27 protein-coding genes are annotated in these 26,160 nt (G+C 58.5%); 2 read left to right on the forward strand and 25 right to left on the reverse strand.

Annotated features, from left to right (window positions below):
- Positions 1-7: 7 nt before the first annotated feature.
- From Q1W15_RS15295 to Q1W15_RS15305, 3 genes are all read right to left on the reverse strand, one after another.
- Positions 8-802, reverse strand: a complete 795-nt coding sequence (locus Q1W15_RS15295) for an ABC transporter substrate-binding protein (RefSeq protein ID WP_300730044.1) — start codon at positions 800-802, stop codon at positions 8-10.
- A gap of 139 nt (positions 803-941) precedes the next feature.
- A complete protein-coding gene (locus Q1W15_RS15300) occupies positions 942-1,871 on the reverse strand; it encodes an FAD-binding protein (protein ID WP_300729991.1) in 930 nt (309 codons plus the stop codon).
- Between the two features lie 2 nt (positions 1,872-1,873).
- Complete coding sequence (locus Q1W15_RS15305) at positions 1,874-2,623, reverse strand: electron transfer flavoprotein subunit beta/FixA family protein (RefSeq protein WP_300729993.1); 750 nt, start codon at positions 2,621-2,623, stop codon at positions 1,874-1,876.
- A gap of 548 nt (positions 2,624-3,171) precedes the next feature.
- Here Q1W15_RS15305 and Q1W15_RS15310 point away from each other — a divergent pair.
- Positions 3,172-4,836: an electron transfer flavoprotein-ubiquinone oxidoreductase gene (locus Q1W15_RS15310; protein ID WP_300729996.1), complete on the forward strand. Its 1,665-nt coding sequence runs from the start codon at positions 3,172-3,174 to the stop codon at positions 4,834-4,836.
- Positions 4,837-5,109: 273 nt separating this feature from the next.
- Here the strand turns inward: Q1W15_RS15310 and Q1W15_RS15315 are convergent, their stop codons facing one another.
- Positions 5,110-6,003 carry an AraC family transcriptional regulator gene (locus tag Q1W15_RS15315; protein WP_300729998.1) on the reverse strand — a complete coding sequence of 298 codons (894 nt, stop codon included), beginning with the start codon at positions 6,001-6,003 and terminating at the stop codon, positions 5,110-5,112.
- Between the two features lie 180 nt (positions 6,004-6,183).
- Between Q1W15_RS15315 and Q1W15_RS15320 the strand changes: the two genes are divergently transcribed.
- Positions 6,184-7,248, forward strand: coding sequence for an NAD(P)-dependent alcohol dehydrogenase (locus tag Q1W15_RS15320; protein WP_300730000.1), 1,065 nt, complete (start codon positions 6,184-6,186; stop codon positions 7,246-7,248).
- A gap of 21 nt (positions 7,249-7,269) precedes the next feature.
- Here Q1W15_RS15320 and Q1W15_RS15325 read toward each other — a convergent pair whose 3' ends face one another.
- The 21 genes from Q1W15_RS15325 to Q1W15_RS15425 all read right to left on the reverse strand — a co-directional run bounded on the left by Q1W15_RS15325 (position 7,270) and on the right by Q1W15_RS15425 (position 26,132).
- Positions 7,270-8,079: an IclR family transcriptional regulator gene (locus Q1W15_RS15325; protein WP_300730002.1), complete on the reverse strand. Its 810-nt coding sequence runs from the start codon at positions 8,077-8,079 to the stop codon at positions 7,270-7,272.
- A 63-nt stretch (positions 8,080-8,142) separates the two neighbouring features.
- Positions 8,143-9,453 (reverse strand): MFS transporter, encoded by a 1,311-nt coding sequence (locus Q1W15_RS15330; RefSeq protein WP_300730004.1) that lies wholly within the window; start codon positions 9,451-9,453, stop codon positions 8,143-8,145.
- A gap of 189 nt (positions 9,454-9,642) precedes the next feature.
- Positions 9,643-10,791 (reverse strand): galactonate dehydratase, encoded by a 1,149-nt coding sequence (gene dgoD, locus Q1W15_RS15335; RefSeq protein WP_300730007.1) that lies wholly within the window; start codon positions 10,789-10,791, stop codon positions 9,643-9,645.
- A gap of 49 nt (positions 10,792-10,840) precedes the next feature.
- On the reverse strand, positions 10,841-11,461 hold the full coding sequence (locus Q1W15_RS15340; RefSeq protein WP_300730009.1) for a 2-dehydro-3-deoxy-6-phosphogalactonate aldolase: 621 nt from the start codon (positions 11,459-11,461) through the stop codon (positions 10,841-10,843).
- Between the two features lies 1 nt (position 11,462).
- Positions 11,463-12,452, reverse strand: coding sequence for a 2-dehydro-3-deoxygalactonokinase (locus tag Q1W15_RS15345; RefSeq protein WP_300730011.1), 990 nt, complete (start codon positions 12,450-12,452; stop codon positions 11,463-11,465).
- A gap of 213 nt (positions 12,453-12,665) precedes the next feature.
- Positions 12,666-13,232: a DUF1285 domain-containing protein gene (locus tag Q1W15_RS15350; protein WP_300730013.1), complete on the reverse strand. Its 567-nt coding sequence runs from the start codon at positions 13,230-13,232 to the stop codon at positions 12,666-12,668.
- Between the two features lie 15 nt (positions 13,233-13,247).
- Positions 13,248-13,853, reverse strand: coding sequence for a DUF4823 domain-containing protein (locus Q1W15_RS15355; RefSeq protein ID WP_300730015.1), 606 nt, complete (start codon positions 13,851-13,853; stop codon positions 13,248-13,250).
- Between the two features lie 77 nt (positions 13,854-13,930).
- Entirely contained in the window at positions 13,931-14,899 is a 969-nt protein-coding gene (locus tag Q1W15_RS15360) for a GTP 3',8-cyclase MoaA (protein WP_300730017.1), read from the reverse strand.
- 123 nt (positions 14,900-15,022) lie between these two features.
- Positions 15,023-15,664, reverse strand: a complete 642-nt coding sequence (locus tag Q1W15_RS15365) for a TetR/AcrR family transcriptional regulator (RefSeq protein WP_300730020.1) — start codon at positions 15,662-15,664, stop codon at positions 15,023-15,025.
- A 467-nt stretch (positions 15,665-16,131) separates the two neighbouring features.
- The gene (locus tag Q1W15_RS15370) at positions 16,132-16,914 is read right to left on the reverse strand and encodes a TatD family hydrolase (RefSeq protein ID WP_300730022.1); all 783 of its coding nucleotides are present in this window, start codon (positions 16,912-16,914) and stop codon (positions 16,132-16,134) included.
- 33 nt (positions 16,915-16,947) lie between these two features.
- Entirely contained in the window at positions 16,948-17,934 is a 987-nt protein-coding gene (locus Q1W15_RS15375) for a DNA polymerase III subunit delta' (protein WP_300730024.1), read from the reverse strand.
- Entirely contained in the window at positions 17,927-18,559 is a 633-nt protein-coding gene (gene tmk / locus Q1W15_RS15380) for a dTMP kinase (RefSeq protein ID WP_300730025.1), read from the reverse strand. Before tmk ends, Q1W15_RS15375 begins: the two co-directional genes overlap by 8 nt.
- A gap of 22 nt (positions 18,560-18,581) precedes the next feature.
- Positions 18,582-19,667 (reverse strand): endolytic transglycosylase MltG, encoded by a 1,086-nt coding sequence (mltG, locus tag Q1W15_RS15385; protein ID WP_300730026.1) that lies wholly within the window; start codon positions 19,665-19,667, stop codon positions 18,582-18,584.
- Between the two features lie 3 nt (positions 19,668-19,670).
- Positions 19,671-20,489 (reverse strand): aminodeoxychorismate lyase, encoded by an 819-nt coding sequence (gene pabC, locus Q1W15_RS15390; protein ID WP_300730027.1) that lies wholly within the window; start codon positions 20,487-20,489, stop codon positions 19,671-19,673.
- Positions 20,489-21,733 (reverse strand): beta-ketoacyl-ACP synthase II, encoded by a 1,245-nt coding sequence (fabF, locus tag Q1W15_RS15395; RefSeq protein WP_300730028.1) that lies wholly within the window; start codon positions 21,731-21,733, stop codon positions 20,489-20,491. Before fabF ends, pabC begins: the two co-directional genes overlap by 1 nt.
- A 110-nt stretch (positions 21,734-21,843) precedes the next feature.
- On the reverse strand, positions 21,844-22,080 hold the full coding sequence (gene acpP / locus Q1W15_RS15400; protein WP_007987170.1) for an acyl carrier protein: 237 nt from the start codon (positions 22,078-22,080) through the stop codon (positions 21,844-21,846).
- A gap of 191 nt (positions 22,081-22,271) precedes the next feature.
- Positions 22,272-23,012, reverse strand: a complete 741-nt coding sequence (gene fabG, locus Q1W15_RS15405; RefSeq protein WP_300730035.1) for a 3-oxoacyl-ACP reductase FabG — start codon at positions 23,010-23,012, stop codon at positions 22,272-22,274.
- Positions 23,013-23,028: 16 nt separating this feature from the next.
- The gene (fabD, locus tag Q1W15_RS15410; RefSeq protein WP_300730036.1) at positions 23,029-23,967 is read right to left on the reverse strand and encodes an ACP S-malonyltransferase; all 939 of its coding nucleotides are present in this window, start codon (positions 23,965-23,967) and stop codon (positions 23,029-23,031) included.
- 126 nt (positions 23,968-24,093) lie between these two features.
- A complete protein-coding gene (gene plsX, locus Q1W15_RS15415) occupies positions 24,094-25,104 on the reverse strand; it encodes a phosphate acyltransferase PlsX (RefSeq protein WP_300730037.1) in 1,011 nt (336 codons plus the stop codon).
- A gap of 4 nt (positions 25,105-25,108) precedes the next feature.
- On the reverse strand, positions 25,109-25,291 hold the full coding sequence (rpmF, locus tag Q1W15_RS15420; RefSeq protein ID WP_003442519.1) for a 50S ribosomal protein L32: 183 nt from the start codon (positions 25,289-25,291) through the stop codon (positions 25,109-25,111).
- 13 nt (positions 25,292-25,304) lie between these two features.
- Positions 25,305-26,132: a YceD family protein gene (locus tag Q1W15_RS15425; protein ID WP_300730042.1), complete on the reverse strand. Its 828-nt coding sequence runs from the start codon at positions 26,130-26,132 to the stop codon at positions 25,305-25,307.
- Positions 26,133-26,160 lie beyond the last annotated feature (28 nt).

Consider the following 26,160-nt stretch of genomic DNA (forward strand, 5'->3'; position numbering starts at 1 on the left):
GCGGTGGTCACTGTTGAGCTTTCCACCGCTCCAGATTGCGTTGCAAGGCAGCCTCGGCCACGCCTGAGGTGGGCAATTCTGTCATCTTTTTGGCGAGCTGTCCGCGCAGCCAGGGCTCATTGCAGGCCGAATCATGCGAAATCGCGAGAAAAAGCCCAGGCTGATCAATAGGTTGCGAATGAGCGACCACGTCATCGGCAATGCCCAGGGTTTGCGCGGTGGCCATACCGGCGTAGCGACCCGCTATAACGTACTCCACCTGGCCGAGCTGCAACTTATGCAAGGCCTGGGTCAGGCCGGGCTGACGCTCAAGCGTCAACTGATGCGTGGCAAAAGCTTCGAACGCTTCCGTCGGGCGGGCTTTGTCCGATAGAGCCCCCTTGTAGCCCTGCAAATCGGCAGGCGTGTCATACACCAGCGCCGAGTCCTTGCGGGTCCACACGACATAATCATTGCGCACCAGCGGCGGGTGGATGTAATCCAGCGAAGTCAGCCCAGCCAGGGTCAACGGCGCATCAATCAGCATGTCCATGCGCCCGCTACGGACTTCTTCCTGAGCCTGGGAGCGCTTACCGCTGTACAGCACTTCAACGGTGATGCCCAATGCTTGCGCAGCCTGCTTCACCAGGTCGGCACTGACACCGATCAAATGGGCCGGGTCGGCCGGGTCACGCCACAAGTACGGCGGCGCATCCGGGCTGCCCGTAACAATCAGGCGCTCACACTTCCCACCGGCCTCTGACAGCATCGGCACAAAGGCAACCCCCAGCAACAGCCTGCTTATTAATTGCCGCACATCCATACTCATCCACTCCGAAACCTGTTTCAGGGCCACAAAAAAGCCCGGTCATGCAGGCCATGAAGAATCAGCGGGAACACACAGTGCTCCGCCCTTCCCCACAGCCCACGTGACCGGGCTTCTTATAAGTGAAGCAACTGGATTAAACCAGCTTCTCCAGCTCAGGTACGGCTTCGAACAAGTCCGCAACCAGACCGTAATCGGCAACCTGGAAGATCGGGGCTTCTTCGTCCTTGTTGATCGCGACGATCACTTTGGAGTCTTTCATACCGGCCAGGTGCTGAATCGCGCCGGAGATACCCACGGCGATGTACAGCTGTGGCGCAACAATTTTGCCGGTCTGGCCGACTTGCATGTCGTTCGGTACAAAACCTGCGTCAACTGCCGCGCGCGATGCGCCAACAGCAGCACCCAGCTTGTCAGCCAGTGCGTACAGGTGTTTGAAGTTGTCACCGTTCTGCATGCCACGACCGCCGGAAACGACGATTTTTGCCGCAGTCAGCTCAGGGCGGTCCGATTTGGCCAGCTCTTCGCCTACGAACGACGAGGTGCCCGCGTCGTGAACCGCCGTCACCGCTTCAACAACTGCCGAACCGCCTTGCGCGGCGACCGGGTCGAAACCGGTGGCACGCACGGTGATCACTTTGACTGGCGCTGTGGACTGTACGGTCGCAATGGCGTTACCGGCGTAGATCGGGCGCTTGAACGTGTCAGCGCTTTCCACCGAAACGATCTCGGAGATCTGGTCAACGTCCAGCTGCGCAGCAACGCGCGGCAGGATGTTTTTGCCGTTGGACGTGGCAGCCGCCAGAATGTGGCTGTAACCCTTGCCCAGCTCTGCAACCAGTGGCGCAACGTTTTCAGGCAACTGATGCGCATAAGCCGCATTGTCGGCGACCAGCACTTTGGCCACGCCAGCGATGGCACCAGCGGCTTCAGCGACAGCGCCAACGCCTTGGCCTGCGACCAGAACGTTGATGTCGCCGCCGATTTTGGCCGCTGCGGCTACGGTGTTCAGAGTGGCCGGAGCCAGCGCTTTACCGTCGTGTTCTGCGATTACCAAGATAGTCATGATCAGATTACCTTCGCTTCGTTTTTCAGTTTCTCGACCAGTTCAGCCACCGACTTGACCTTGATACCCGCGCTGCGTGCAGCCGGTGCTTCAACTTTCAAGGTTTTGTTGGTCGAAGCCGTCGAAACGCCCAACGCGTCTGGCGTCAGCACTTCCAGTGGTTTTTTCTTGGCTTTCATGATGTTTGGCAGGGACGCGTAGCGCGGCTCGTTCAAACGCAGGTCGGTGGTGACGATGGCCGGCAGTTTCAGCGATACCGTTTGCGCGCCGCCGTCGATTTCACGGGTCACCGCTACAGTGTCGCCCGCCACTTCAACCTTGGAAGCGAAGGTGCCCTGACCGTAACCGGTCAATGCAGCCAGCATCTGGCCCGTCTGGTTGTTGTCGCTGTCGATGGCCTGTTTGCCCAGGATCACCAACTGAGGCTGCTCCTTGTCGACCACAGCCTTGAGCAGCTTGGCCACGGCCAGCGAGGTCAGGTCTTCGGTGGATTCGACGAGGATGGCACGGTCAGCGCCCAGCGCCAGCGCGGTGCGCAGTTGCTCCTGAGCGGTGGTCGGGCCAATGGAGACGACGACGATTTCAGTCGCAACGCCTTTCTCTTTCAGGCGAACAGCTTCTTCCACAGCGATTTCGCAGAAAGGGTTCATCGACATCTTGACGTTGGCGAGGTCAACGCCCGAGTTGTCCGCTTTGACGCGCACTTTAACGTTGTAATCGACCACTCGTTTGACAGCTACAAGAACCTTCATGGATTCCTCGTTACTCTCCGGTGAAAAGAAAGTCGCCTAGGCGAGCCTGGCGGTTGATGCTCAACAAGGGCACCTCCAAAGATCGTTGCTTCCCATAAATAGAAAGAGACGAACGCTAAATACTTCCCTTACGACCGTCTATCCGATTTGACTACTGCGTCATTCATCGCAAGGACGTGTAAACTTCGCTCAAAAAGTGGCAGGTCCCTTCAGGCTTGTACCTGTGCCCTGTCTTTAGAGGTGCTCTTGAAACCGACAATCAGCCTACGGCGAGCGCAAAACCGCCCGTATCTTGACCGGAACACCATTTGCGGTCAATACAGCAAATCAGCCACTTCAAGGCCTTGCGTCTTTGATTTATCTGGCTTGCAGCGAATTCAAACAAACGTTTGTATTGGACCCTGTTAGTGGTGTAGATATAATGCGCGCCCATAGAGAGAGCGGCGCCTCATCCATTGCGTCCTTGGCCACCGGTCGAGGGAATAATGGATGAAACGCCAAACCTCCAATTAGAAAAATACCGTTGAGCCTTGAGTAGGAGATAGCCTGTGGAACGCGAATACATGGAATTCGACGTGGTCATCGTCGGCGCCGGCCCTGCCGGTTTGTCCGCCGCCTGCCGTTTGAAGCAGAAGGCCGCCGAAGCCGGTAAAGAAATCAGCGTCTGCGTGGTTGAAAAAGGCTCCGAAGTCGGTGCTCACATCCTGTCCGGTGCGGTGTTCGAGCCCCGTGCACTGAATGAATTATTCCCGGACTGGAAAGCACTCGGCGCACCGCTGAACACGCCGGTGACCCGAGATGACATTTATGTCCTGCGCAGTGACAGCGCGGCGACAAAAGTACCTGACCTTTTTGTGCCCAAAACCATGCACAACGAAGGCAACTATATTATCTCTCTGGGCAACTTGTGCCGCTGGCTGGCGCAGCAGGCCGAAAACCTGGGCGTAGAAATCTACCCGGGCTTTGCTGCACAGGAAGTGCTGTTCGACGACAACAATGTGGTGCGTGGAATCATTACAGGCGACTTGGGTGTCGACCGTGAAGGCCATCCGAAAGAAGGCCTGTACACCCCTGGCATGGAACTGCGCGGTAAATACACCCTGTTCGCAGAAGGCTGCCGCGGCCACCTGGGCAAGCAACTGATCGAGCGCTTCAAGCTCGACAGCGACGCCGACGTGCAGCACTACGGCATCGGTCTGAAAGAAATCTGGGAAATCGACCCGGCCAAACATCAACCGGGCCTGGTGGTTCACACCGCCGGCTGGCCGCTAGACATTATCAGCAGCGAAAACACGGGGGGTTCGTTCCTGTATCACCTGGAGAACAACCAGGTCGTGGTGGGCCTGATTGTCGACCTGTCCTACAGCAACACCTTCCTGTCACCGTTCGATGAGTTTCAGCGCCTCAAGCATCACCCGGTGCTCAAGCAATACCTTGAAGGTGGCAAGCGCATCAGCTACGGCGCACGCGCCTTGGCCAAGGGCGGCCTGAACTCGCTGCCAAAAATGGTGTTCAACGGTGGCGCGCTGATCGGTTGCGACCTCGGCACCATGAACGTGGCCAAGATCAAAGGCAGCCACACCGCGATGAAGTCCGGCATGCTCGCTGCCGATGCCGTGGCGGACGCCTTGATTGCCGACTCCGCAGGCGGAGACGCCCTCGACACCTACGTGGAAGCCTTCAAAGCCAGTTGGCTGTTCGACGAACTGTTCGCCAGCCGCAACTTCGGCCCGGCGATGCACAAGTTCGGCCCGATCTTCGGTGCTGGCTTCAACTGGATGGACCAGAACCTCTTCGGCGGCAAACTGCCGTTTACCCTACATGACACCAAACCCGATTTCGCGTGCCTGAAGCTGGCCAAAGACTGCACCAGAATTGCCTACCCGAAACCCGACGGCAAACTCAGCTTCGACAAACTAAGCTCGGTGTTCCTGTCCAGCACCAACCACGAAGAAGAGCAGCCGTGCCACCTCAAGTTGCGCGACGCCAGCATTCCGATCAACGTCAACCTGCCGTTGTACGACGAACCGGCGCAGCGCTACTGCCCGGCGGGCGTGTATGAAGTGATCACGCAGGAAACCGGCGAGAAACGCTTCCAGATCAACGCGCAGAACTGCGTGCACTGCAAAACCTGCGACATCAAAGACCCGTCGCAAAACATCACCTGGGTGACCCCGGAAGGTGCCGGCGGCCCGACTTACCCGAACATGTAAGTCAAAACGTGAACACCGTGCTTTTGATCTAAGGGCCCCCTTAAACCACGCTGGCCGAGCGCAGGTTTTGCGCAGTGGGTAACCCGGCAGGACGCCGGGTTAGCCGCGACACGGCCAAGGATGGCCGATCGCGGAGGCCCACGGCGTAAGGCCGCAACCTTATGTGGCCGTGATCGCAGCAATGGATAGAATTGCTGAACGACAGCGCGGCGTCATTGAGCTTTTAAAGATCAAAAGATCGCGAGCAAGCTCGCTCCTACAAAAATAGGGGGGTTAACACGCCGCGTTTTCATGCCCCGGGCTGCGTTCAAAGTAGCGTTTGTATTCGCGACTGAACTGCGAAGCACTCTGGTAGCCCACCCGTTCAGCTACTTGCGCCACCCCCAGTCGCTCACTCAATAACAACTGCTGAGCCCGTAACAGGCGCAACCGCTTGAGATACTGCACCGGCGACAGCAGCGTGCTGCGCTTGAAATGCTCATGGAAGGTGGACGCGCTCATGTTGGCGCAACGCGCCAGCGTTTCTACATTCAACGGCTCGGCAAAGTGCGCGTGCAAGTGGTTGAGCGAAGCCGCCACTCGGGCAAATTGGCCTTGCTGCTCGACCAGCGCCCGCAATACGCTTGCCTGCGGCCCCCGCAAGGCAGCAAACAAGACTTCGCGCAAGCGTGCCTTGCCCAATATTCGACATGCCAGCGGGTCATGCAAGCAGCGCAGTAACCGCTCGACCGCCTGGCGCATGTCGTCATCCAGCACGGCCGAGGTCATCGACTCCGGTGTTTGCGCCACCGAGCTGCACGCCGGGTCCAGGCCCATCGCCAGCACCAGTTCGCCCAGCACAGCCCGGTCAATGCTGATCGCCACGCCCAACAGCGGCACCTCTTCGCAGGCGAAGGTTTCACACTCAAAGGGCACGGACAAGGCTTGTACCAAGTAATGCCCCGCGCCGTACTCCAGGGTACGCGGCCCCAAATACGCCAGCTTGCTGCCTTGGGCAATGACCATCAGGCTGGGCTCGTAAATTTGCGGCATACGGGCCACTTGATTACACGCCGACACCACGCGCACTTCGGGCAACAAGGTCGGCACAAAACCGGTTTTTGACGCCAGCGGCCGAATCAACGAAACCAGCGTGGCGTTTTCGTCACGATGACGGGTCAATAACATGAAAACATCTTCACAAGAGGAATAGACAGGTACATCTTCTCAGAAATGAAGGCTAGAGCGACAGCAGGCCCGAGACTTCGGACGAATAGGCATAACAGGCGGAGGAATTGTCATAGTCCCGCAACCTGTACCGGCGCAAAATTGCACCCTGTTCACCGTTAACGCTCCACGAGGCTCACCATGTCCAGCACCACCTATAACGCTATCGGCTATGCCGCCCAAACTGCCAGCGCACCGTTGGCTCCAATGCAATTCAACCGTCGCGCCCCGCGCCCGGATGACGTGGCTATCGAAGTACTGTATTGCGGTGTTTGCCACTCGGACATTCACCAGGCGCGTAACGAGTGGGGGTTTGCCGTTTACCCGGTGATGCCCGGCCACGAAATCGTCGGCAAAGTCACCGCCATTGGCGACAAGGTTACCAAGCACAAGGTCGGCGACCTGGTGGGTGTCGGCTGCATGGTCGACTCCTGCCGCGAGTGTTCGGCCTGTAAAGAAGACCTGGAGCAATACTGCCTCGAAGGTTCAACCATGACCTACTGCACGCCAGACCGGGTCGATGGCACCAACACCATGGGCGGTTACTCCGACAGCATCGTGGTCAGCGAACACTTCGTGCTGAGCATCCCGGACAACCTCGACCCGGCCAGCGCCGCGCCCCTGCTATGCGCCGGCATCACCACTTACTCTCCGCTGCAACACTACGGTGTTGAGCCCGGCGACAAAGTCGGCATTTTGGGCATGGGCGGCCTGGGCCATATGGGCATCAAGTTTGCCAAGGCCATGGGGGCAGAAGTCACGTTGTTCACCCGCTCGGCCGCCAAGGCCGAAGAGGCGTTCAAGCAAGGTGCTGACCACGTGATCGTGTCCACTGACCCTGAGCAGATGAAAGCCGCCGCAGACCGCTTCGACTTCCTGCTGGACACCATTCCGGTCCCGCACGACCTGAACCCCTACCTCGAAACCCTGCGCTATGACGGCGTTCACATTCTGGTAGGCCTGATCGAACCGGTTGACCCGGCCTTGAACGCCTTCAACCTGGTGTTCAAACGCCGCGTGCTGGCGGGCTCGCTGATTGGCGGCATTGCTGAAACCCAGGAAATGCTCGACTTCAGCGCAGCCAACGGCATTACCTGCGATATCGAAATGCTCGACATCAAACACATCAACGAAGCCTTTGAGCGCGTGGTCAAAGGCGATGTGAAATACCGCTTTGTCATCGACATGAAGACGTTGAAGCGTTAAGAGCAGCCGCAAGCTTGAAGCTTACAACTGGCTGCCCGCTGCTGCGCGGTAGCCCAGTTCTGCCGAGATCTGTTGTGCCGCTTGGGTAATGACCGGGATCAACCCGGTCATTTTCTCCAACGACATATAAGGCACCGTACTGGCAATACTGATCGCGGCCACGATGTGCCGGCTCGCATCACGAATGGGGGCCGCCACGCAGCGGATAGACGGTTCGTTATCCTCCAGGTCAAACGCATACCCCCCCGCCACATAGTCGCGCATCCGGGCTTCAAATACCTCCCAGGTCACTTCCTCATGGTCAGGCCATAACGGGTTTTTGCCGTCTGCCGGGTGACAAACCTCATACAAGCGCTGCCACTCTGCCACTGATGCATCCAACAACATGGCCTTGCCAATACCGGTACGCGCCAACGGCATGCGATGGCCTACCCGCGAACGCATTTCCGGGCCGTTACGTCCCGGCGTCTTGTGCAGGTACAGCACTTCACCGCCCTCTCGAATCGCCAAATGAATGGTGTCACCGGTCAGCACCGAAAGCTGGTCAAGGTAAGGCTGCGCCAAGGTCACCAGCGGCAACTCTTCGCGCGCCTGAAACCCCAGTTCAATCAACTTGGGCCCCAGCAAGTAGCCGACTTTGGGCAACACCCGCAGGTAACGCTCATCCACCAGGCAACTGGCCAGGCGATGGGTGGTGCTGCGCGTGGTGCCAATGACCCGGGCAATGTCTTTAAGGTCACGGGCACCGTTGGCCACCGCGTGCACCACTGCCAGCCCGCGTAACAGCGTTTGCGTGCCGGTGGGTGGGGTTTTCGTGGAGTCGTCCTGCATAACCAGCCTTTGCATTGTGGGAGGAGAACCGGGCGGCATTATGGTCGCCCGGCTGGCCGAGTTCTACAGTTCGATCCGTTCCACCTTCCCGACCAGCAGGATGTAGGACAGCGCGCCGAGCAACGCCAGCACCGAAATGTAGGTGATCGCCGGCGCAAATGAGTCACCGCTGGCCAGGAAGCCAATCACAATGGGCGTGGCGATGGCAGACAGGTTGCCGATAAAGTTGAACACGCCGCCTGTCAGCCCCAGCAACCGCGCAGGGGCCAGTGTCGATACCAGTGACCAGGTAATCGAAGCCAGACCGTTGCCGAAGAATGCCAGTGCCAGGAACGCAATGACCAGCGGCGTCGAGTCCACAAAGTTCGCCCCGATGATGGAGGTCGAAATCAGCAAGCCGCCAATGATCGGTAACTTGCGTGCAAAACCGACAGAGTAACCGCGACGGATCAACCAGTCAGAGAAGAACCCCGAGCAGAGCACACCGACGAACGCGGCCAGAAACGGCAGCGAGGCCAGCAACCCGGACTTGATAAAGTCCATGCCCCGGTATTTCACCAGGTACGTCGGGAACCACGTCAGGAAGAACCACAGCGTGGAGTTCAGGCAAAACTGCCCCAAGTAAATGCCCCACAGCTTGCGCTGGGACAAGACAATCCCCAAGTCCATCCAACTGAACGGCGCTTTGTCTTTGGCCGCCTGGTTCTGAATATCCACCAGCCCGCCGCCTTCGCTGATCAGGTCGATTTCAGCCTGGTTGGTGCCCTTGAAATCACGCGGTTCGCGGTACACCGCGTACCAGATCCCGGCCCAGATAATGCCCACCGCACCGGTGCAGATAAACACCATGTGCCAGCCCCAGTGATGCTGTAACCAGGCCAGAACCGGCGTCAGAAATGCCAGCCCGACAAATTGCCCGGAGGTGTAGAAACCGATGGCGGTGGCCCGCTCACGCTCGGGAAACCAGGTGGTCACCACGCGGCTGTTGATCGGATACGCCGGGGCTTCCAGCGCGCCCACAGCCATGCGCAGTACAAACAGCGCAATAAAGCTGGCGGCAAAACCCAGCATAACGGTAGCGACCGACCACAGCAGCAAGGCAACGCTGTAAAGAATGCGCGGAGGCACACGGTCAACCAGCCAGCCACCGGGAATTTGCATGGCAGCGTAAGTCCAGCCGAACGCCGAGAAAATCAGCCCGACATGGATGGGATCGATGCCCAGGTCACTGGTCAACGCGGGGGCGGCGATCGACAGGTTACTGCGGTCCAGATAGTTGATCACAACGGTGATAAACAGCAGGACCATGATGAAAAAACGTTTACGACTGGGCGCCACCAAGGGCGCCTGAGCGGCAGTGTTTACTGATGACATGGGAACATGCCTCTTTTTTATGGTTATTGAGGACGTTAAATCCGTAGTCGTTGCCGAAGGCGACGCCCGATCAGCGAAGCTGATCGCAAGTCCTGAGGTCCCGTTTCAAGAGGCAGGTCCCGCTACCTGAACTTACGACGACTTCGTCGCCGGCCGCCGCTTTCGGCAGTTACTACGTGCGAGGGGGACTTACCACTCGGCAAAGCTACCGTCAGCGTGACGCCAGATCGGGTTGCGCCAGCGGTGACCGACCACGGCACGTTCGCGCACGTACTCTTCGTTGATTTCAATCCCCAAGCCCGGGCCATTCGGGATTTTGACGAAACCTTTGTCGTAATCGAAAACAGCCGGGTCTTTGACGTAATCCAGCAAGTCGTTGCTTTCGTTGTAATGGATGCCCAGGCTTTGCTCCTGGATAAAGGCGTTGTAGCAAACCGCATCCAGTTGCAGGCACGCCGCCAGTGCAATCGGACCCAGCGGGCAATGCAGCGCCAGCGCAACGTCATAGGCCTCAGCCATGTTGGCGATCTTGCGGGTTTCGGTGATGCCGCCGGCGTGGGACGCATCGGGCTGGATGATGTCGACATACCCTTCGCTGAGCACGCGTTTGAAGTCCCAACGTGAGAACAGGCGCTCACCCAGTGCAATCGGGGTACTGGTCAGCGGTGCCAGTTCCTTGAGGGCTTCGTAGTTTTCACTCAACACCGGCTCTTCAATAAACATCAGCTTGTACGGGTCCAGCTCTTTCATCAGCACTTTGGCCATGGGCTTGTGCACACGGCCGTGGAAGTCCACACCGATACCCACGTTCGGGCCAACGGCATCGCGCACAGCCGCCACGTTAGCCAGTGCCAAATCGACTTTTTCAAAACTGTCGACGAACTGCAGCTCTTCGGTACCGTTCATTTTGACCGCGGTAAAACCCCGGCTTACCGCTTCCATGGCCGCTTTGGCCGTGTCGGCCGGGCGGTCGCCGCCGATCCAGGAGTACACGCGAATCTTGTCGCGCACTTGCCCGCCCAGCAGGTCGCTGACCGAAACCCCCAGCGCTTTGCCCTTGATGTCCCACAACGCCTGGTCGATACCGGCCAACGCGCTCATGTGCACCGCGCCGCCCCGGTAGAAACCGCCACGGTACAGCACGGTCCAGATGTCTTCGATGTTGCGCGGGTCTTTGCCGATCAGGTAATCGGACAATTCCTCAACGGCAGCCGCCACGGTGTGAGCGCGGCCTTCTACCACAGGCTCGCCCCAGCCGGTCACGCCCTCGTCCGTCTCAACTTTAAGGAAGAGCCAGCGTGGTGGAACCAGGTACGTTGTGAGTTTGGTAATTTTCATCGTGTTTTCTCTCTTGTTCGATGGGGCGCCGCAGCGCCGGTCAGTCGACTTAGCGCCGGGCGTTCCACGCCTGTACATAGGCCTTGGCACGAATGGCCACGTCTTGAGGGCTCATACCGGGTTTGAACAACCCCGAACCCAAGCCGAAACCGGACACGCCGGCATCCATAAACACCTGCATGTTGTCCGGGGTGATCCCGCCCACCGGGATCAATAAAGTGCCCGCCGGCAATACCGCCAGCCAGGCCTTGACCACCGCCGGGCCCATTTGCTCGGCCGGGAACATTTTCAGCACATCAGCCCCTTCGGCCAGCGCGGAAAACGCTTCGGTCGGCGTGGCCACACCCGGCGACAGGTACAAGCCTGCCGCCTTGGCGGCGCGCAGCACGTTGGGATCGCTGTGGGGCATCACAATGACCTGACCGCCGGCGGCCTTGACCAGGTTCACTTGCTCAGGCGTCAACACCGTGCCCGCACCGACCAGGCAGTCGGCAGGCAGCGCGTCGCGCAAAATACGGATACTTTCGTAAGGTTGCGGCGAGTTCAGGGGCACTTCGAGGGTACGAAAACCCGCGTCATACAACACTGTACCGATGGCCAAAGCCTCTTGCGGATGCAAGCCGCGAAGAATCGCGATCAGTCCGTTTTGTGCCAATGCTTGCTTGAGCATGTCAGCTTTCCCTTTGAGTGTATTGAAGTAACCCGGCGGCATGAGCCAGGTGCCATAAACCCTGCTCAGTGGCCTGTTCTGCCAGGCGCACATGCGCGAACCCACAGAGCGTCAGCGCTCGCTGATAGCGGTCGCAGAGCTGGGCGTTGCCGATAAGGATGATGGTGGGCAAGGGCTGATCACCGCGCCGATCGCGCAACAGGGCACCCAATGCCGACAGTTCGTGACCAATCAGCAGGCCTGACACATAGTCAGGCTGCTGTACGGCATTCAGTTGCCCGGTGAGGCTCAGGGTGCGCGCACTGAACAGTGTCGACAGCAGCCCTGCCCGACCGTCAGGCGACAGGGCCACCCCCACGCCGTGCTCGAACGCCGCAGCGTCGAACTGTGCAGTTGCTTGTTGCGTACGGGCCAGAATGGTGTGTTCAGACACAGCGGCATAGACCTCGCCGGTCATGAACGTATCGAAATGCACCAGCGTGGCATCCTGAACTTGCACCCATTTAGAGTGGCTGCCAGGTAAACCGATCAAGCAATCATTGAGGTCCAGATGGCGGTGCAGCACGCCCAGCACCTGGGTTTCTTCACCGCGCATGACATTGGGCAATGTGGAATGCTGAATCACGCCCGGCACGATATGCACGTCTACGCCCTGAATGCTGCGCACCGTTTGCAGGGCCGAACTCAAGGCATCGAGGCTGGCCGGGGTCTGGCGATAAGGCGCTTCGCGCCAACCCTGAGCGCTGCCCACCATGCCACAGGCAATCACGGCAATGCCGGGGTGTGCCGCCAGCCAGTCACCGCAGGCCTCATCGAACGCCAGTTCAAAACCATCAGCACACACCTGCCCCGCGATTTCACGCGGCGTGCTCGGCAACCGCATGATGCCGCACGCCAACGAGCGCACGCTCAGCACACGCCCAGAAGGGCCGAGTAAATAAGCCCGAAGGGACGTAGTTCCCCAATCGAGCGCGATCAATTGCGCCTGCATGGCTTCACCTGTTCTGTTTTTGATAGTGAATGCTGTAAGTCAGTGCGGGCGACTATAAACCTGAGGCGAGATAAATCTCAATATATAAATACGCAACCCATATATAGGGATTTAAGTCGGAAAATATCATTCTGTAGGCGTGAGTTGGCTTCACGGATGTTCGCAGTCAAAAACGCGTGAGCACGCTCAGGCAGGCCGGCGCTTCAGGGGGTTTCAGTCGGGCTCGGGGCCGATGGGGAAGAATTGGCCGCTGCTCCACACGCCCAGCCAGGGCTGGCCATCGATGGGGCGGGAGACGGCCAGGTCGATCAGTTGGTAGAACACGTTGCGGTGAATCAGCGCTTCGAGGTTGCGGCGAACCCCCAGGTAAGGGGCTGGGGCCTGGGTTACAGGGTCGATCTCAACGCGCAAGGGGTGTTCGCTGCCCGCCATGATCACCTCATCCACGTTCGTGGTGAAGCACAGCACTTGCTGTTCACCCTGCCCTTCGACTGACAGCGTTACTGCAACAAACGGCGCATCATCGACGACGATGCCGACCTTTTCCACCGGCGTGATCAGAAAATAATCATCACCGTCGCGGCGGAGGATGGTTGAAAACAGTTTGACCATCGGTTTGCGACCAATCGGGGTACCCATATAGAACCAGGTACCGTCACGGGCGATGCGCATATCGATATCACCGCAGAACGGCGTATCCCACAGGTGAACCGGCGGCAGGCCTTTGTCGGCTTTGGGGATTTGCGCCAACAGGTTACTGACGTCAACCGGCTCACTCATGCTGCTCTCCTTGAATCATTGATCACTCAAACCTATCAAGCTGCGCGCGTACTTCGCCAACGGCGGGCCGATCAGGTCCGCAGGCTTATTGTCATGGAACGTCAGCAAACCACCGCGGCTGCGGATAGTCGCGGTATCGATCAAATACTGGGTACTGGTCTCGATCAGCATGACCTGGATCACACCACTGTCGATGCCCAGGCGACTGATCTCTTCCTGATCGAGCCATTCATCGCTGTTACCAATGCGGTCATCGGCTTTGGCAAACCGCGTGTACAGCACGTAGTGCGCACCAAAACCACGGGCATCGCTCATGGCCTGATCAAGCCCCACCGGCGCTTTGGCGCGGCGCACCATCGGGAAATACTCGACAAAACCGTTGAAGGCCTCTTCGGCCACCACATTGGGACGCACGTAAGGATCGCCAATCGGTGCAAACGGCCCTTGGGCAATGTAAATAAAGGAGTCAGGCTGGATGCGCAGCGAGTTGCTGCGCCGCGTGCTGCTGTGATCCAGCAGCCCGGCATCGCTCAGTTGATAGCGCGCGCCCTCGCCCAGATCACTGACGGTCATGCAGCCGCCCAACACCAGAACGCCCAGCATGATTAACAGACTACGCATACCGCCCCCCATAACCGGCGACAGAAAGCCGACGAATAACCGCGTAATGCAGTTTGCGCGCCAAGTCGACGGACACCTTACCCGCCGATCACTTTCATGACCGTCGCCCCCCCCGAGAAGGCGACTTCCTGCTTGTCGCCCAAGGCTTTCATCAGCATGCCTTGCAGCGCAGGCAACGCTTCGTGGCGGGGTTTATTCAGCAGATCGCCCACATAATGGCGGTTGCTGGAGGACAAGCAACCGTGCAACCAACCCGTGGAAGACAGGCGCAAGCGCGAACAGGTTCGGCAAAATGGCACGCTTTCGTTGGCAATCACGCCAAAATACCCACGGCCGGGAATCTCATAGCGCACAGCGGTGGCGTCAATCGGCGCATCGGCTTGCAGGTACTCATAACGCTCGCCAATCAGAGCCAACAATTGTTGCAGGCTGACAAATTGCTGCAGGAAGGCGTTGCCGTCATTGGCCAGATGGCCCATGCGCATCAACTCGATAAAGCGCAACTCAAAGCCTCGCTCCAGGCAGTAGTCCAGCAAGGGCATGACCTGATCCAGGTTCTGCCCGCGCAACGGCACCATATTGACCTTAACCTTTATGCCCGCCGCGCTGGCGAGATCCAGACCGGCCAACACCGTGGGCAAATCGCCGCTACGGGCAATGGCACGAAATGCTTCAGGGTTCAGGGTATCGAGGGAGACGTTGAGGCGACGAATGCCCGCCTCGAGCAGCAAGGGCAGCTTGCGCGTGAGCAACTGGCCATTGGTCGTCAGGCTGATATCACTCAAACCCAGTTGGCCGACTGCTCGCATAAAGGTTTCAAGCTTGGGGCTGACCAGCGGTTCGCCGCCGGTGATGCGCAAGCGTTCGATGCCGGCGGCTTCAATCAGGTAGGCCACACCACGCACCATCGCTTCGGCCGACAACTCGTCCTGCGCCGCGACCAGCCGTTTGCCGTTCGGCACGCAATAGGTGCAGGCGTAATTACAAGCTGAGGTCAGACTGATACGCAAATTACGAAAACGTCTGCCTTGGCGGTCAACAATCATGGGCGACTCCGGTGTGAGGGGCAAAGAGCCAGACAGGATTCGATTGGGTCATCCTGCCCTGGCGTGGCTCACGCCTGAAATATAGGCCTCATAGCCTGGTGCCACAACCGCACCCGCCTGTCGTTATTCAGCGGGCGGGGTGTCAGTGTCACGTTTGCGCTTGTTCCCCATGCGCACACCAATGTCCATCAGAAACTGGAAAAAACCTTCCTGATCTTCCAGTACGTTGCTCCAAAACGGTGAGTGGTACAGCGCAACAGCGCCGTGCACCAAGGCCCAGGCGGCGCAGTAATGGAAGTACGGCGGCACGTCTTCGAGCTTGCCTTCACTGATACGCCCCTTGATCAACAAGGTCAGGCGCTCAAAGTTGGAAGCGCGAATCCGGTGCAACTCTTCAACCATTTCCGGGACTTGATTGCCCTTGACGACTTTTTCTTCAAGTCGATCAAACAGCCGGTAGCGCTGGGGATCACGCATGCGAAATTCAAAATAGGCACGGGACAGCGCCTCTTTATCCTTATCAACATCGGCGGAATGCAGCAGCTCATTCAAGTCACGCTCGTAGTCGAGCATCAGGCGCAGGTAAATTTCGGCCTTGGATTTGAAGTGCTTATAGATCGTCCCTTTGCCAATACCCACGGCATCAGCAATCATCTCGACGGTGACGCTGTCTTCACCTTGATCGAGAAACAGCTTGAGCGCGGTATCGAGAATTTCTTGCTCACGGCGACGAAACTCACGGACCTTACGGGGTTCTTTATGCATAAGAAAAGGTCTGTAGGGGTCAAAATAGAAGCGCAGTATTATGCATCAGTCACGCCAAATTGCACGGATCATCCTGATTATCGATGAGCGCCGTTTAATTTCAGCGCACTGCATGAGCACTCAAACGAATAACTGACATTCCAAATCTGTTTAAAAAACGAACAGCCTTGACTGGACGTTCGACAAACCTGGCCAATACTCAAGAAATCGGCACAACACCTCCCCCAAGTGCTGCGCCGGTGACGGCAACAATGGACTGTCGCCCTTTGTTTTACTCCTAATGGTCTTAACCCGGGTTCCCCAGAGTCCGGGTTTTTTTTGCCCAGTGGTTTCGTAGCCGTTGCCGAAGCGACGTTCGCCGGTAAAGCCGACGCAAGCCAGGCAATGGCGATGTAATCGATGCCTTAATGCCTTCACTTGCGTGACCGCTTCGCACTTGAACGTCGTCTGCGGCGACGACTACAGAGTCATCTAACCCGCGCCAGCGTGAACAGGCGCTTGAAATTGTCTGTGGTCTGCTCGGCCAACCGTTCGTAAGGCACACCGCGCAACATGGCCAGATATTCCGCCACTTCGCGCACGTATTGCGGCAGGTTCGGCTTGCCACGGTAAGGAATCGGGGCCAGGTAGGGAGAATCCGTCTCGACCAACAGGCGATCGGCGGGCACTTGCCGGGCCACGTCGCGCAACGCATCGGCATTACGAAACGTCACGATGCCCGACAACGAGATGTAATAGCCCATGTCCAGCGCCGCCTTGGCCATATCCCAATCTTCGGTGAAGCAGTGCAGTACGCCCGCATTGGGTAGCGCCGCATCGCGCAGCAACGCCAACGTATCGGCGCGCGCGCCTCGCGTGTGGATCACCACAGGCTTGCCGGTTTGCTCGGCAGCTTGCAGGTGCACCCGAAACGACAGTTGTTGCAACTCGGCTGCTTCTGGCTCGTAGTGATAATCCAGGCCGGTTTCGCCAATCGCCACCACGTGCGGGTGATTCAGCTCGGTCAGCAGCCAGTCCAGCGCAGGTGCCGCCCCCGGTTGAACGTCAAGCGGGTGCACCCCCACCGAACAATCCACATCGGCGTAACGCGCTGTCAGGCCTTTGACATCGGCGGCGTTGTCGGCGCTTACGCCAATACACAAAAAATGCCCGACACCGCGCAAACGCGCAGCCTCAAGGGCCGCATCCAGCGAACCGTCGTGAGCACTCAGGTCCAGACGGTCGAGGTGGCAATGGGAGTCAACCAACATACAAAAATCACCTGCTTAACAATATCAGTCCAATCAGCGCGGGCCGGGCAGGCTTGCCCATTGCACCAGAAGCGCTTCGAGCAAGAGCACACGGTTGAGGTTGGCCTTGCCCAAGACCTTCTGACGCTGGGCCAAAATCCAGTCCTGAATGCTCATGACCTTGCTCTGCGGGGTTTTCTGCGCCAGGTACTGCAGCACTTTGCGCATGTCTTCAAGCCCCAGCCCGGCGTCATCCTGCGTCAACTGATAACGCAGGATCAGGTTCGACCAGTCGCAAAACCAGTCGAACAACAGCAGCAGCGGGATCGCGTTCCAGCTCTCTGCCAACTGCGTTGCTGAAACCTCACGCTTGAGCAGCTTTTTAACGCCCTCCACCACCGCCGCTCGCTGCTCGCGTACGCCCTGAGTGTGCAGTTTGACCGCGACCAGTGGCGAACCGGCGGCCAGGGTCAACAGTTCTGCACGCTCACTGGCACCGCACTCCGGCAAGGCCTTCGCCAGCCACTCAAGGCTCAGTGCCTCGCTCGGCAACGGGCAGGCTTGCTGCACACAACGGCTGCGAATGGTCGGCAATAAACGGCTCGATTGATGGCTGACCAGCAACAAAATGGTGTTGCCGGACGGCTCCTCAAGGCTTTTAAGCAAGGCGTTGGCCGCGTTGATGTTCATGGCCTCGACCGGCTCGACCAATACCACTTTACGCCCACCCAACTGCGCGGTTTGTACCACGAAGCTGACCAGCTCGCGCACCTGGTCGACCTTGATGGCCTTGTCCGCCTCTTCAGGCTCAAGGATGTAATTGTCCGGGTGACTGCCCGCCGCCAGCAACATGCAGGACTTACACACCCCGCACGCCTCAAGCCCCGCTGGCTGCTTGCACAGCAAACTGGCCATCAGGCGCTCAGCCAGCGCGCGCTTGCCTATGCCGGCGGGGCCATGCAGCAAGTAAGCATGCGCATGGTGGGTACGACCGGCCATTTGCTGCCACAGGCTGTCTTGCCACGGATAAACCTCAGCCACGGTAAAGGCTCAACAATTCGGGCAGCAATGCATCCAACTGCCCCTGCACCTGCTCCAGGGTTAGCGCCGCATCAACCAGGCGATAACGCTCGGGGGCCGCTTGGGCACGGGCCAAGTAGGTGCTGCGCACAGCGTCGAAGAAGGTTCGGCCTTCCTGCTCGAAACGGTCCAGACGGCCACGGGCACTGGCGCGTGCCATGCCCACTTCAATGGGCAAATCAAACACCAGCGTCAGGTCAGGGCGCAACGCGCCTTGCACAAACGATTCCAGGGTAGCGATCCGCGCCTGAGACAACCCACGGCCACCGCCCTGATAGGCGTAAGTGGCATCTGTAAAGCGATCGCACAGCACAACGGCACCTCGGCTCAGCGCCGGGCGAATCACCCCGGCCAAATGCTGTGCACGCGCAGCAAACACCAAGAGCAGCTCGGTGTCGGCACACATGGCCTCATCGCTGGGTGCCAGCAGCAATTCACGTATACGCTCGGCCAGCGGCGTGCCACCCGGCTCGCGGGTCAACACCACATCAATGCCCGCGGCACGCAGGCGCTCGGCCAGGTATTCACGGTTCGTGCTTTTGCCCGCGCCTTCGGGGCCTTCCAGAGTAATAAACAAGCCAGTCACAGGCAGCAATCCTTAATCAGTGTCATTGCGGGCCTTGCGGCAACGCCGGGGACGGTGCCGGGTCAGCAGCAGGTGCTGGCGCGGGACTCGAGCGGTAGTCGGCGCGGCGCTTGAGCTGGAATTGACGCACGGCAGCGTTGTGCGCATCCAGATCATCGGAAAACGTGTGGCTGCCGTCCCCCTTCGCCACAAAATACAAGCTAGTTCCGCTCACCGGATGCAGCGCGGCATGAATGGCTTCACGCCCGACCATCGCAATAGGTGTGGGTGGCAGCCCAGGGATGGTGTAGGTGTTGTAGGGCGTGGGCGCGCGCAAATGGGCCCGGGTCAATTTGCCGGTGTACTGTTCACCCAGGCCATAAATGACTGTCGGATCCGTTTGCAGCGGCATACCGATTTTCATGCGTCGTACAAAAACGCCAGCAATTTCCCCACGCTCCTGAGGCACACCGGTTTCTTTCTCAACCAGAGAGGCCATGATCAGCGCTTGATACGGGGTGGCATAGGGCAGATCTGGCGCGCGTTCTTCCCACTCTTGTGCCAGTACTTTCGCCAGGCGATTGTAGGCCTTGTCCAGTAACTGGGCATCGGTCATACCGCGCACAAAACGGTAGGTATCGGGAAAGAAACGGCCTTCGGGAAACTCGCCCGCATGGCCAAGTTTAGCCATGACTTCACTGTCGCTGAGGCCGTCGAGGGTCTGTTCGATTTTTTCGTGGCGGGCCAGCGCACTGCGCACCTGACGGAAGTTCCAGCCTTCAACCAGGGTCAGGCTGTATTGCACCACTTCGCCCCGCTGCCACAGGCCGATCAGTGATTGGGCGGTCATGCCGGGCGTCATGCGGTATTCGCCGCTGTGCAGGGGCTCGCCGTCGAGGTTGAATCGCCAGTACAGGCGCAGCCAGAAGGCATCATCGAGCGTGCCATCCGCTTCCAGGCGATTGAATGTGCCCGTCGGCGTGGCCCCTGGCGGCACATCGAGCAAGCGCTCTTGCGTCAGGTTAAGCGGTTGCTCCAGCGCTGAGTTGACTTTCCAGGCTCCAGCAGCCAACGCCAAGCCAGCCAGCACCAGGCAGGCCTCCAGCAGCACCAAGAATTTACGTTTCACGAATCAGACATCCAATAAGGTGCGAGCAATGCCTTGCAGTTTACGGGTGAGCGGCCCTACCGGCCAGCTTCGCTCGGTAAATGCACACACGGGCCAGATGCCGTACACGCTGTTACAGAGGAACAGTTCGTCTGCCTGCTGCAACTGCGCCAGGCTGATATCCGTGACCTGACAGGCAATGCCCAGGCGCTCGGCCTCGGCTATCAACGCTGCGCGCATCACACCCGCCACACCACAGCGGCTCAGGTCAGCGGTGCTCAACGCCCCGTCCTTGACCACGAACAGGTTGCTGAACACCCCTTCAATCACTCGGCCCGACATGTCGCGCATCAAGCCCTCGGCGTAAGCCGGGTCTTGCCATTCTGAGCGCGCGATCACTTGCTCCAGTCGATTGAGGTGCTTAAGCCCGGCCAGCAAGGGCTGCTCGGCCAAACGCGTGGCACAGTCAAACAGCCGAACCCCCTGCACGGCGTTAGCCTCTGGGTAGACAACTGGCGGACTGGCCTGAAGAATTCTTCGAGGCTGAGCCTCGGAGGATGGTGCATACCCGCGCTGGCTATCGCCTCGCGTGAGGATGAGCTTGAGCACGCCCTCACCCATCGCTTGCGCATAAGCCAGCAGTTCGCCGCGGATCAACGACTGATCCGCAACGATCGCCAGCCGGGAACAACCAGCTGCCAGACGCCGCAGGTGCAACTCCAGCAGCAACGGCTGGCCGGCCTTGACGGCGATGGTCTCGAACAAACCATCGCCATAGGCCAGCCCACGGTCTTTAAGCGACGACAGGGCGTGCGCCGGCTGACCGTCGACCCAGCTTTGCATCACTCGGCAAACCGGCGGAAAACCAGCGAACCATTCGTGCCACCAAAACCGAACGAGTTGGACAGCACCACATCAATCGGCATTTCTCGCGCCGTGTGGGGCACAAAGTCCAGGTCGCACCCTTCGTCGGGCTCGTCGAGGTTGGTGGTCGGCGGAGCAATCTGGCTGTTGATCGCCAGCACACTGAAGATCGCCTCAACTGCGCCCGCCGCACCCAACAAGTGGCCGGTCATGGATTTGGTCGAGCTCACCGCCAGTTTGTAAGCGTGATCGCCAAACACCGACTTGATCGCGGACACTTCAGCCAGGTCGCCCGCCGGCGTCGAGGTGCCATGAGCATTGATGTACTGCACCTGATCCGGGTTGATCTTCGCATCGCGCAAGGCGTTGGTGATGCAACGGGCAGCCCCGGCACCGTCTGACGGCGGCGAAGTCATGTGGTAAGCATCGCCACTCATGCCAAAACCGATCAACTCAGCGTAGATCGTTGCACCACGCGCTTTGGCGTGTTCAAGCTCTTCAAGCACCAGCGCACCGGCACCATCGGACAGTACGAAACCGTCTCGGCCTTTGTCCCACGGACGGCTGGCACGGGTCGGGTCGTCATTGCGGGTCGACAGTGCGCGAGAAGCGCCAAAGCCGCCCATGCCCAAGCCGCATGCGGCCATTTCCGCACCGCCGGCAATCATCACGTCGGCTTCGCCGTAGGCAATGTTGCGCGCGGCCATGCCAATGCAGTGAGTCCCCGTGGTACAGGCGGTGGCAATGGCGTAGTTGGGGCCCTGCGTACCCAAGTGGATAGACAGAAACCCGGAAATCATATTGATGATCGAGCCCGGCACAAAGAACGGAGAGATCCGTCGAGGCCCTTGCTCGTGCAGGGTACGGCTGGTTTCTTCGATATTGGTCAACCCGCCAATACCCGACCCCATCGCCACACCGATGCGTTCACGGTTGGCATCCGTGACTTCCAGCCCGGCATTGCGAACCGCCTGAAAACCAGCCGCCAGGCCGTACTGAATAAACAGATCAAGCTTGCGGGCCTCTTTGACGGAGAGGTAATCCTCAACATTGAAGCCCTGTACCGAGCCGCCAAAACGGGTGGAATAGGCAGAAAGATCCGTGTGTTCGATCAGACCAATACCACTTCGGCCTGCCAGAATGCCTTGCCAGGTGCTGGGTACATCGGCACCCAGTGGCGACAACATCCCCATACCGGTGACTACGACGCGTCTACGCGACACAGCACTCTCCTTTTTCTATTGACGACACTTTGCATCACACCTAAAGAAAAAACCGCACGCCAGAGCGGCAGTGCGGTTTTTCCAGGACAGCGAGCAACGATTACAAACTATTACGCCTGGTGGGCAGTAACGTAATCGATAGCGGCTTGTACAGTAGTGATCTTTTCAGCTTCTTCGTCAGGAATCTCAGTCTCGAATTCCTCTTCCAGAGCCATCACAAGCTCAACGGTGTCAAGGGAGTCGGCACCCAGGTCTTCTACGAAGGAAGCAGTGTTTACTACTTCTTCTTCTTTAACGCCCAGTTGCTCGGCAACGATTTTCTTGACGCGTTCTTCGATGGTGCTCATACCTTGTTTTCACTCCTAATGGACAAATTCAGGCAGCTGGCCAGTGAGCAAGTGTATCGAAAGACTTTTCAGCTTTTCAACTGAAAGCTTTGCACTCACCCCCCAACAACCCTCTGCCTATAAATAGATTGCAGCTTTATAACGGATTTTAGACAGCTCGTATGACATTTTTTTGAAGCAATCCGTCACATTTACATGTACATCCCGCCGTTGACCGGGATTGTAGCCCCCGTCACGTAGGCTGCACCGTCTGATGCCAGGAAAGCGACCACGCTCGCGATCTCTTGAGCCTGGCCCAAACGGCCCAGCGGAATCTGTGCCTGCAAGGCTTCACGCTGCGCCTCTGGCAACTCACGGGTCATATCAGTGTCAATAAACCCCGGCGCTACCGAGTTCACAGTGATCGAGCGCGAACCCACTTCACGTGCCAATGCGCGGCTGAAACCTTCAAGGCCGGCCTTGGCGGCGGCATAGTTTACTTGGCCTGCGTTGCCCATGGCACCCACAACAGAGCCAATACTGATAATTCGTCCCCAACGCGCCTTGGTCATGCCACGCAAAACACCCTTGGAGAGGCGGAACAGACTGTTCAGGTTGGTATCGACGACATCATGCCATTCGTCATCTTTCATGCGCATCATCAGATTATCGCGGGTGATACCGGCATTATTGACCAAAATGGCCGGTGCCCCGAATTGCTCCTGAATGCTCGCCAACACCGCAGCAACCGATTCGTCGCGGGTGACATTGAGTTCCATGCCAGTGCCCTGAATACCGTTTTCTTTCAGGGTGGCAGCAATACGCTCGGCACCTGAAGCCGACGTAGCGGTGCCGATGACAATGGCACCCTGACGACCCAACTCCAATGCGATCGCCTGGCCAATACCACGGCTGGCACCTGTTACCAGTGCAACTTTACCTTGCAAGCTCATGCTGGTTTTTCCTTGTTCAGACCAGTGCCAAACGCGCAGCGGCGAAGGCATCCGGGGTATTCAAATTGTGAGTGCTGACGCCTTCGGCGCAGCGCTTGCTGATGCCCACCAGGACTTTACCCGGGCCGCACTCAACTAGATCAACCGGCCCCTTTGCAGCCAGGGCTTGAACCGATTCAACCCAGCGCACAGGTTTGTATAGCTGCTCAAGCAGGTCGCGCTTAAGCGTTGGCAGATCAACTGCAACCGAAGCGCTAACGTTTTGCACCAGCTCGATAGTCGGCATTTTCCAGTCAATCGCTTCGATGGACGCGGCAAAACGCTCAGCCGCCGGGCGCATCAGCTCGCAGTGCGAAGGCACGCTGACGGGCAAAGGCAAGGCACGCTTGGCACCCTTGGCCTTGCACAGCTCCATCGCACGCTCGACCGCCGCTTTGGTGCCTGCGATAACCACCTGGCCCGGCGAGTTGAAGTTAACCGCGCTGACCACCTCACCTTGCGCCGCCTCGGCACAGGCTGCCAGCACATCCGCATCGTCCAGACCCAAAATGGCCGCCATCGCACCTTGCCCGGCCGGAACCGCGTCTTGCATCAACTGACCGCGACGCTCAACCAGCTTGACGGCTTGCGCCAGGGTCAGGCATTCAGCAGCCACCAAGGCGCTGTACTCGCCCAGGCTATGACCGGCGACAAAGTCAGGGCGCTTGCCACCCTGCGCCAACCACAGACGCCATAAGGCAATCGAGGCCGTCAGAATGGCAGGCTGAGTGATATCGGTCTGGTTCAGCTTTTCAACAGGCCCTTCCTGGGTCATTGCCCACAGGTCGTAGCCCAGAGCCGCAGAGGCTTCTTTGAACGTTTCCAGAACCAGCGGGTGCTCCGCGCCCAACTCGGCCAACATGCCGAGGGACTGCGAGCCCTGCCCTGGAAAAACGAATGCGAGGGATGTAGACATGTAACAAGCCCCTAATGATCTTGTCGCCAGTGAATTAACGTCCCGCAAAAGCGAACGCAAGAAACTGAACAGTTGGATGGCTAATTTGACCGAGCGGTCACATTACACACTCGACCGGTAAAACGCCTACGGTAACAACCCTTCAAGACGCCCATATAAACGCTTTGGCAGGTCTTCATGGATTTCAATCAGCGCACGCTCAATAGCGCTTTGAAAGCCCTGAGCACCTGCCGAACCGTGACTTTTAATCACAATGCCCTGCAACCCGAGAAAACTTGCACCATTATGCCGAGCCGGAGCCAGATCAGCCTGCAAGCGCCGCATCAAAGGCAACGCCAATGCACCAATACAACGACTGAGCAGGTTGCGCTTGAACTGCGCGTCAATGCGCCCCGAGATCATCGTCGCCAACCCCTCGCTGGACTTGAGCAAGATATTGCCGACAAACCCATCACATACCACCACATCAGCCTCGCCGCGGTAGACACCATCCCCCTCGACAAAACCGATGTAATTGAGCCCTGGAGCCGCTTGCAGCAATGCGGCCGCGTACTTGACCTGCTGATTACCCTTGACGTCCTCGGTACCAATGTTGAGCAACGCAACCCTGGGCCTCGACACGCCCAGCGCCTGCGCCGCCACCGACCCCATCACAGCGAACTGGAACAACTGCTCAGCCGTGCAATCGACATTCGCCCCAAGATCCAGCAACTGACAGTAACCGGCCTGGGTTGGAATCGCCGCAACCATCGCCGGGCGATCAATCCCTGGCAAAGTTTTGAGCACGTGCCGGGACAAGGCCATCAACGCACCCGTGTTACCGGAACTGACACACGCCTGAACCTTGCCATCACGCAACAACTCAAGCGCCACCCGCATGGAGGAGTCAGGCTTGCCGCGCAAGGCATGCGAGGGCCGCTCATTCATGGAGATAACTTCTGAGGCCGGGGTAATCGTCAGGCGCGAGCGATCCACCACCGGGTACCCGGCAATGAGACGTTCAAGTTCGGAGGGTTGACCAACAAGGGTCAGGTGAAGCGAGGGTGTAGCAGACAGGCAAGCAATACAAGCCTGAACAATGCTGCGGGGACCGAAGTCCCCGCCCATTGCGTCGATCGCGATGACCTGGACAGACAAGTGATTACTCGTCAGCGCCCTTGTCGATCACTTTACGACCACGGTATACGCCTTCTGGCGATACGTGGTGACGCAGGTGAATTTCACCGGTGGTTTTTTCTACAGACAGAGTGCTAGCCGAAAGAGCGTCGTGCGAACGACGCATGTCACGGGCAGAGCGGGATTTTTTGTTCTGCTGAACAGCCATAATTGATTAACTCCTAAACGTTTGGGTCACGCTTTAACTGCGCCAATACACTGAACGGGTTGGACCGCTTTACCTCGTCCTCGCTCGGTTCGGGCTCATCGGCGCCCGCCGGCTGCTGGCATTCTTCCGGATGATGAGCAGGCACGATGGGCAAGGCGAGCAGAAGCTCTTCCTCGACCAATGCTTGCAGATCCAAAGGATCTTCGCCCAGTTCCAGCACGTCATAACCTTTCGGTAACGACTGGGTATTCGCACCCTCCTTCACCACCGCGTAACTGCATTCGCTGTGGATCGGCAGGGTGACCAGCTCAAGACAACGCTGACAAACCATTTTGACTTCGACGTCCAGAGAGCTGTGGATAACCACGGCTTTTCGTTCGTCTCGTTCGAAAACGAATTTGGCCTTCACCGTCCCGTCGTTGTCGGAAAGCGGGTCGCAGAGTCTCTCCAAATCAGCCAGCAGCAGCTCTTCCTCGACCAGGGCCTGCAGATCCAAAGGATCTTCGCCCAGTTCCAGCACGTCATAGCCTTTCGGCAACGACTGGGTATTCGCACCCTCCTTCACCACGGCGTATGTACATTCGCTGTGGACCGGTAGGGTGACCAGCTCAAGACAACGCTGGCAAACCATCTTGACTTCGACGTCCAGCTCGCTGTGGATTACCACCACGTGCTGTTCATCTCGTTCAAAATCGAACTTCGCCTGCACCGTACCGACATTGTCGGAAAGCGGGTCGCAGAGTCTTTCCAAATCAGCGAGTTGCAGCGAACCGTTAAGGGTTACGCCACGATCGGCTAATTTGCGCGGGTCAACGTGAGGTGGAATCGGGTCATTCAACATAGGCGCAGCATTCTAGGGATGCCCCCCG

Source organism: Pseudomonas sp., assembly GCF_030150285.1.
Lineage (GTDB): Bacteria > Pseudomonadota > Gammaproteobacteria > Pseudomonadales > Pseudomonadaceae > Aquipseudomonas.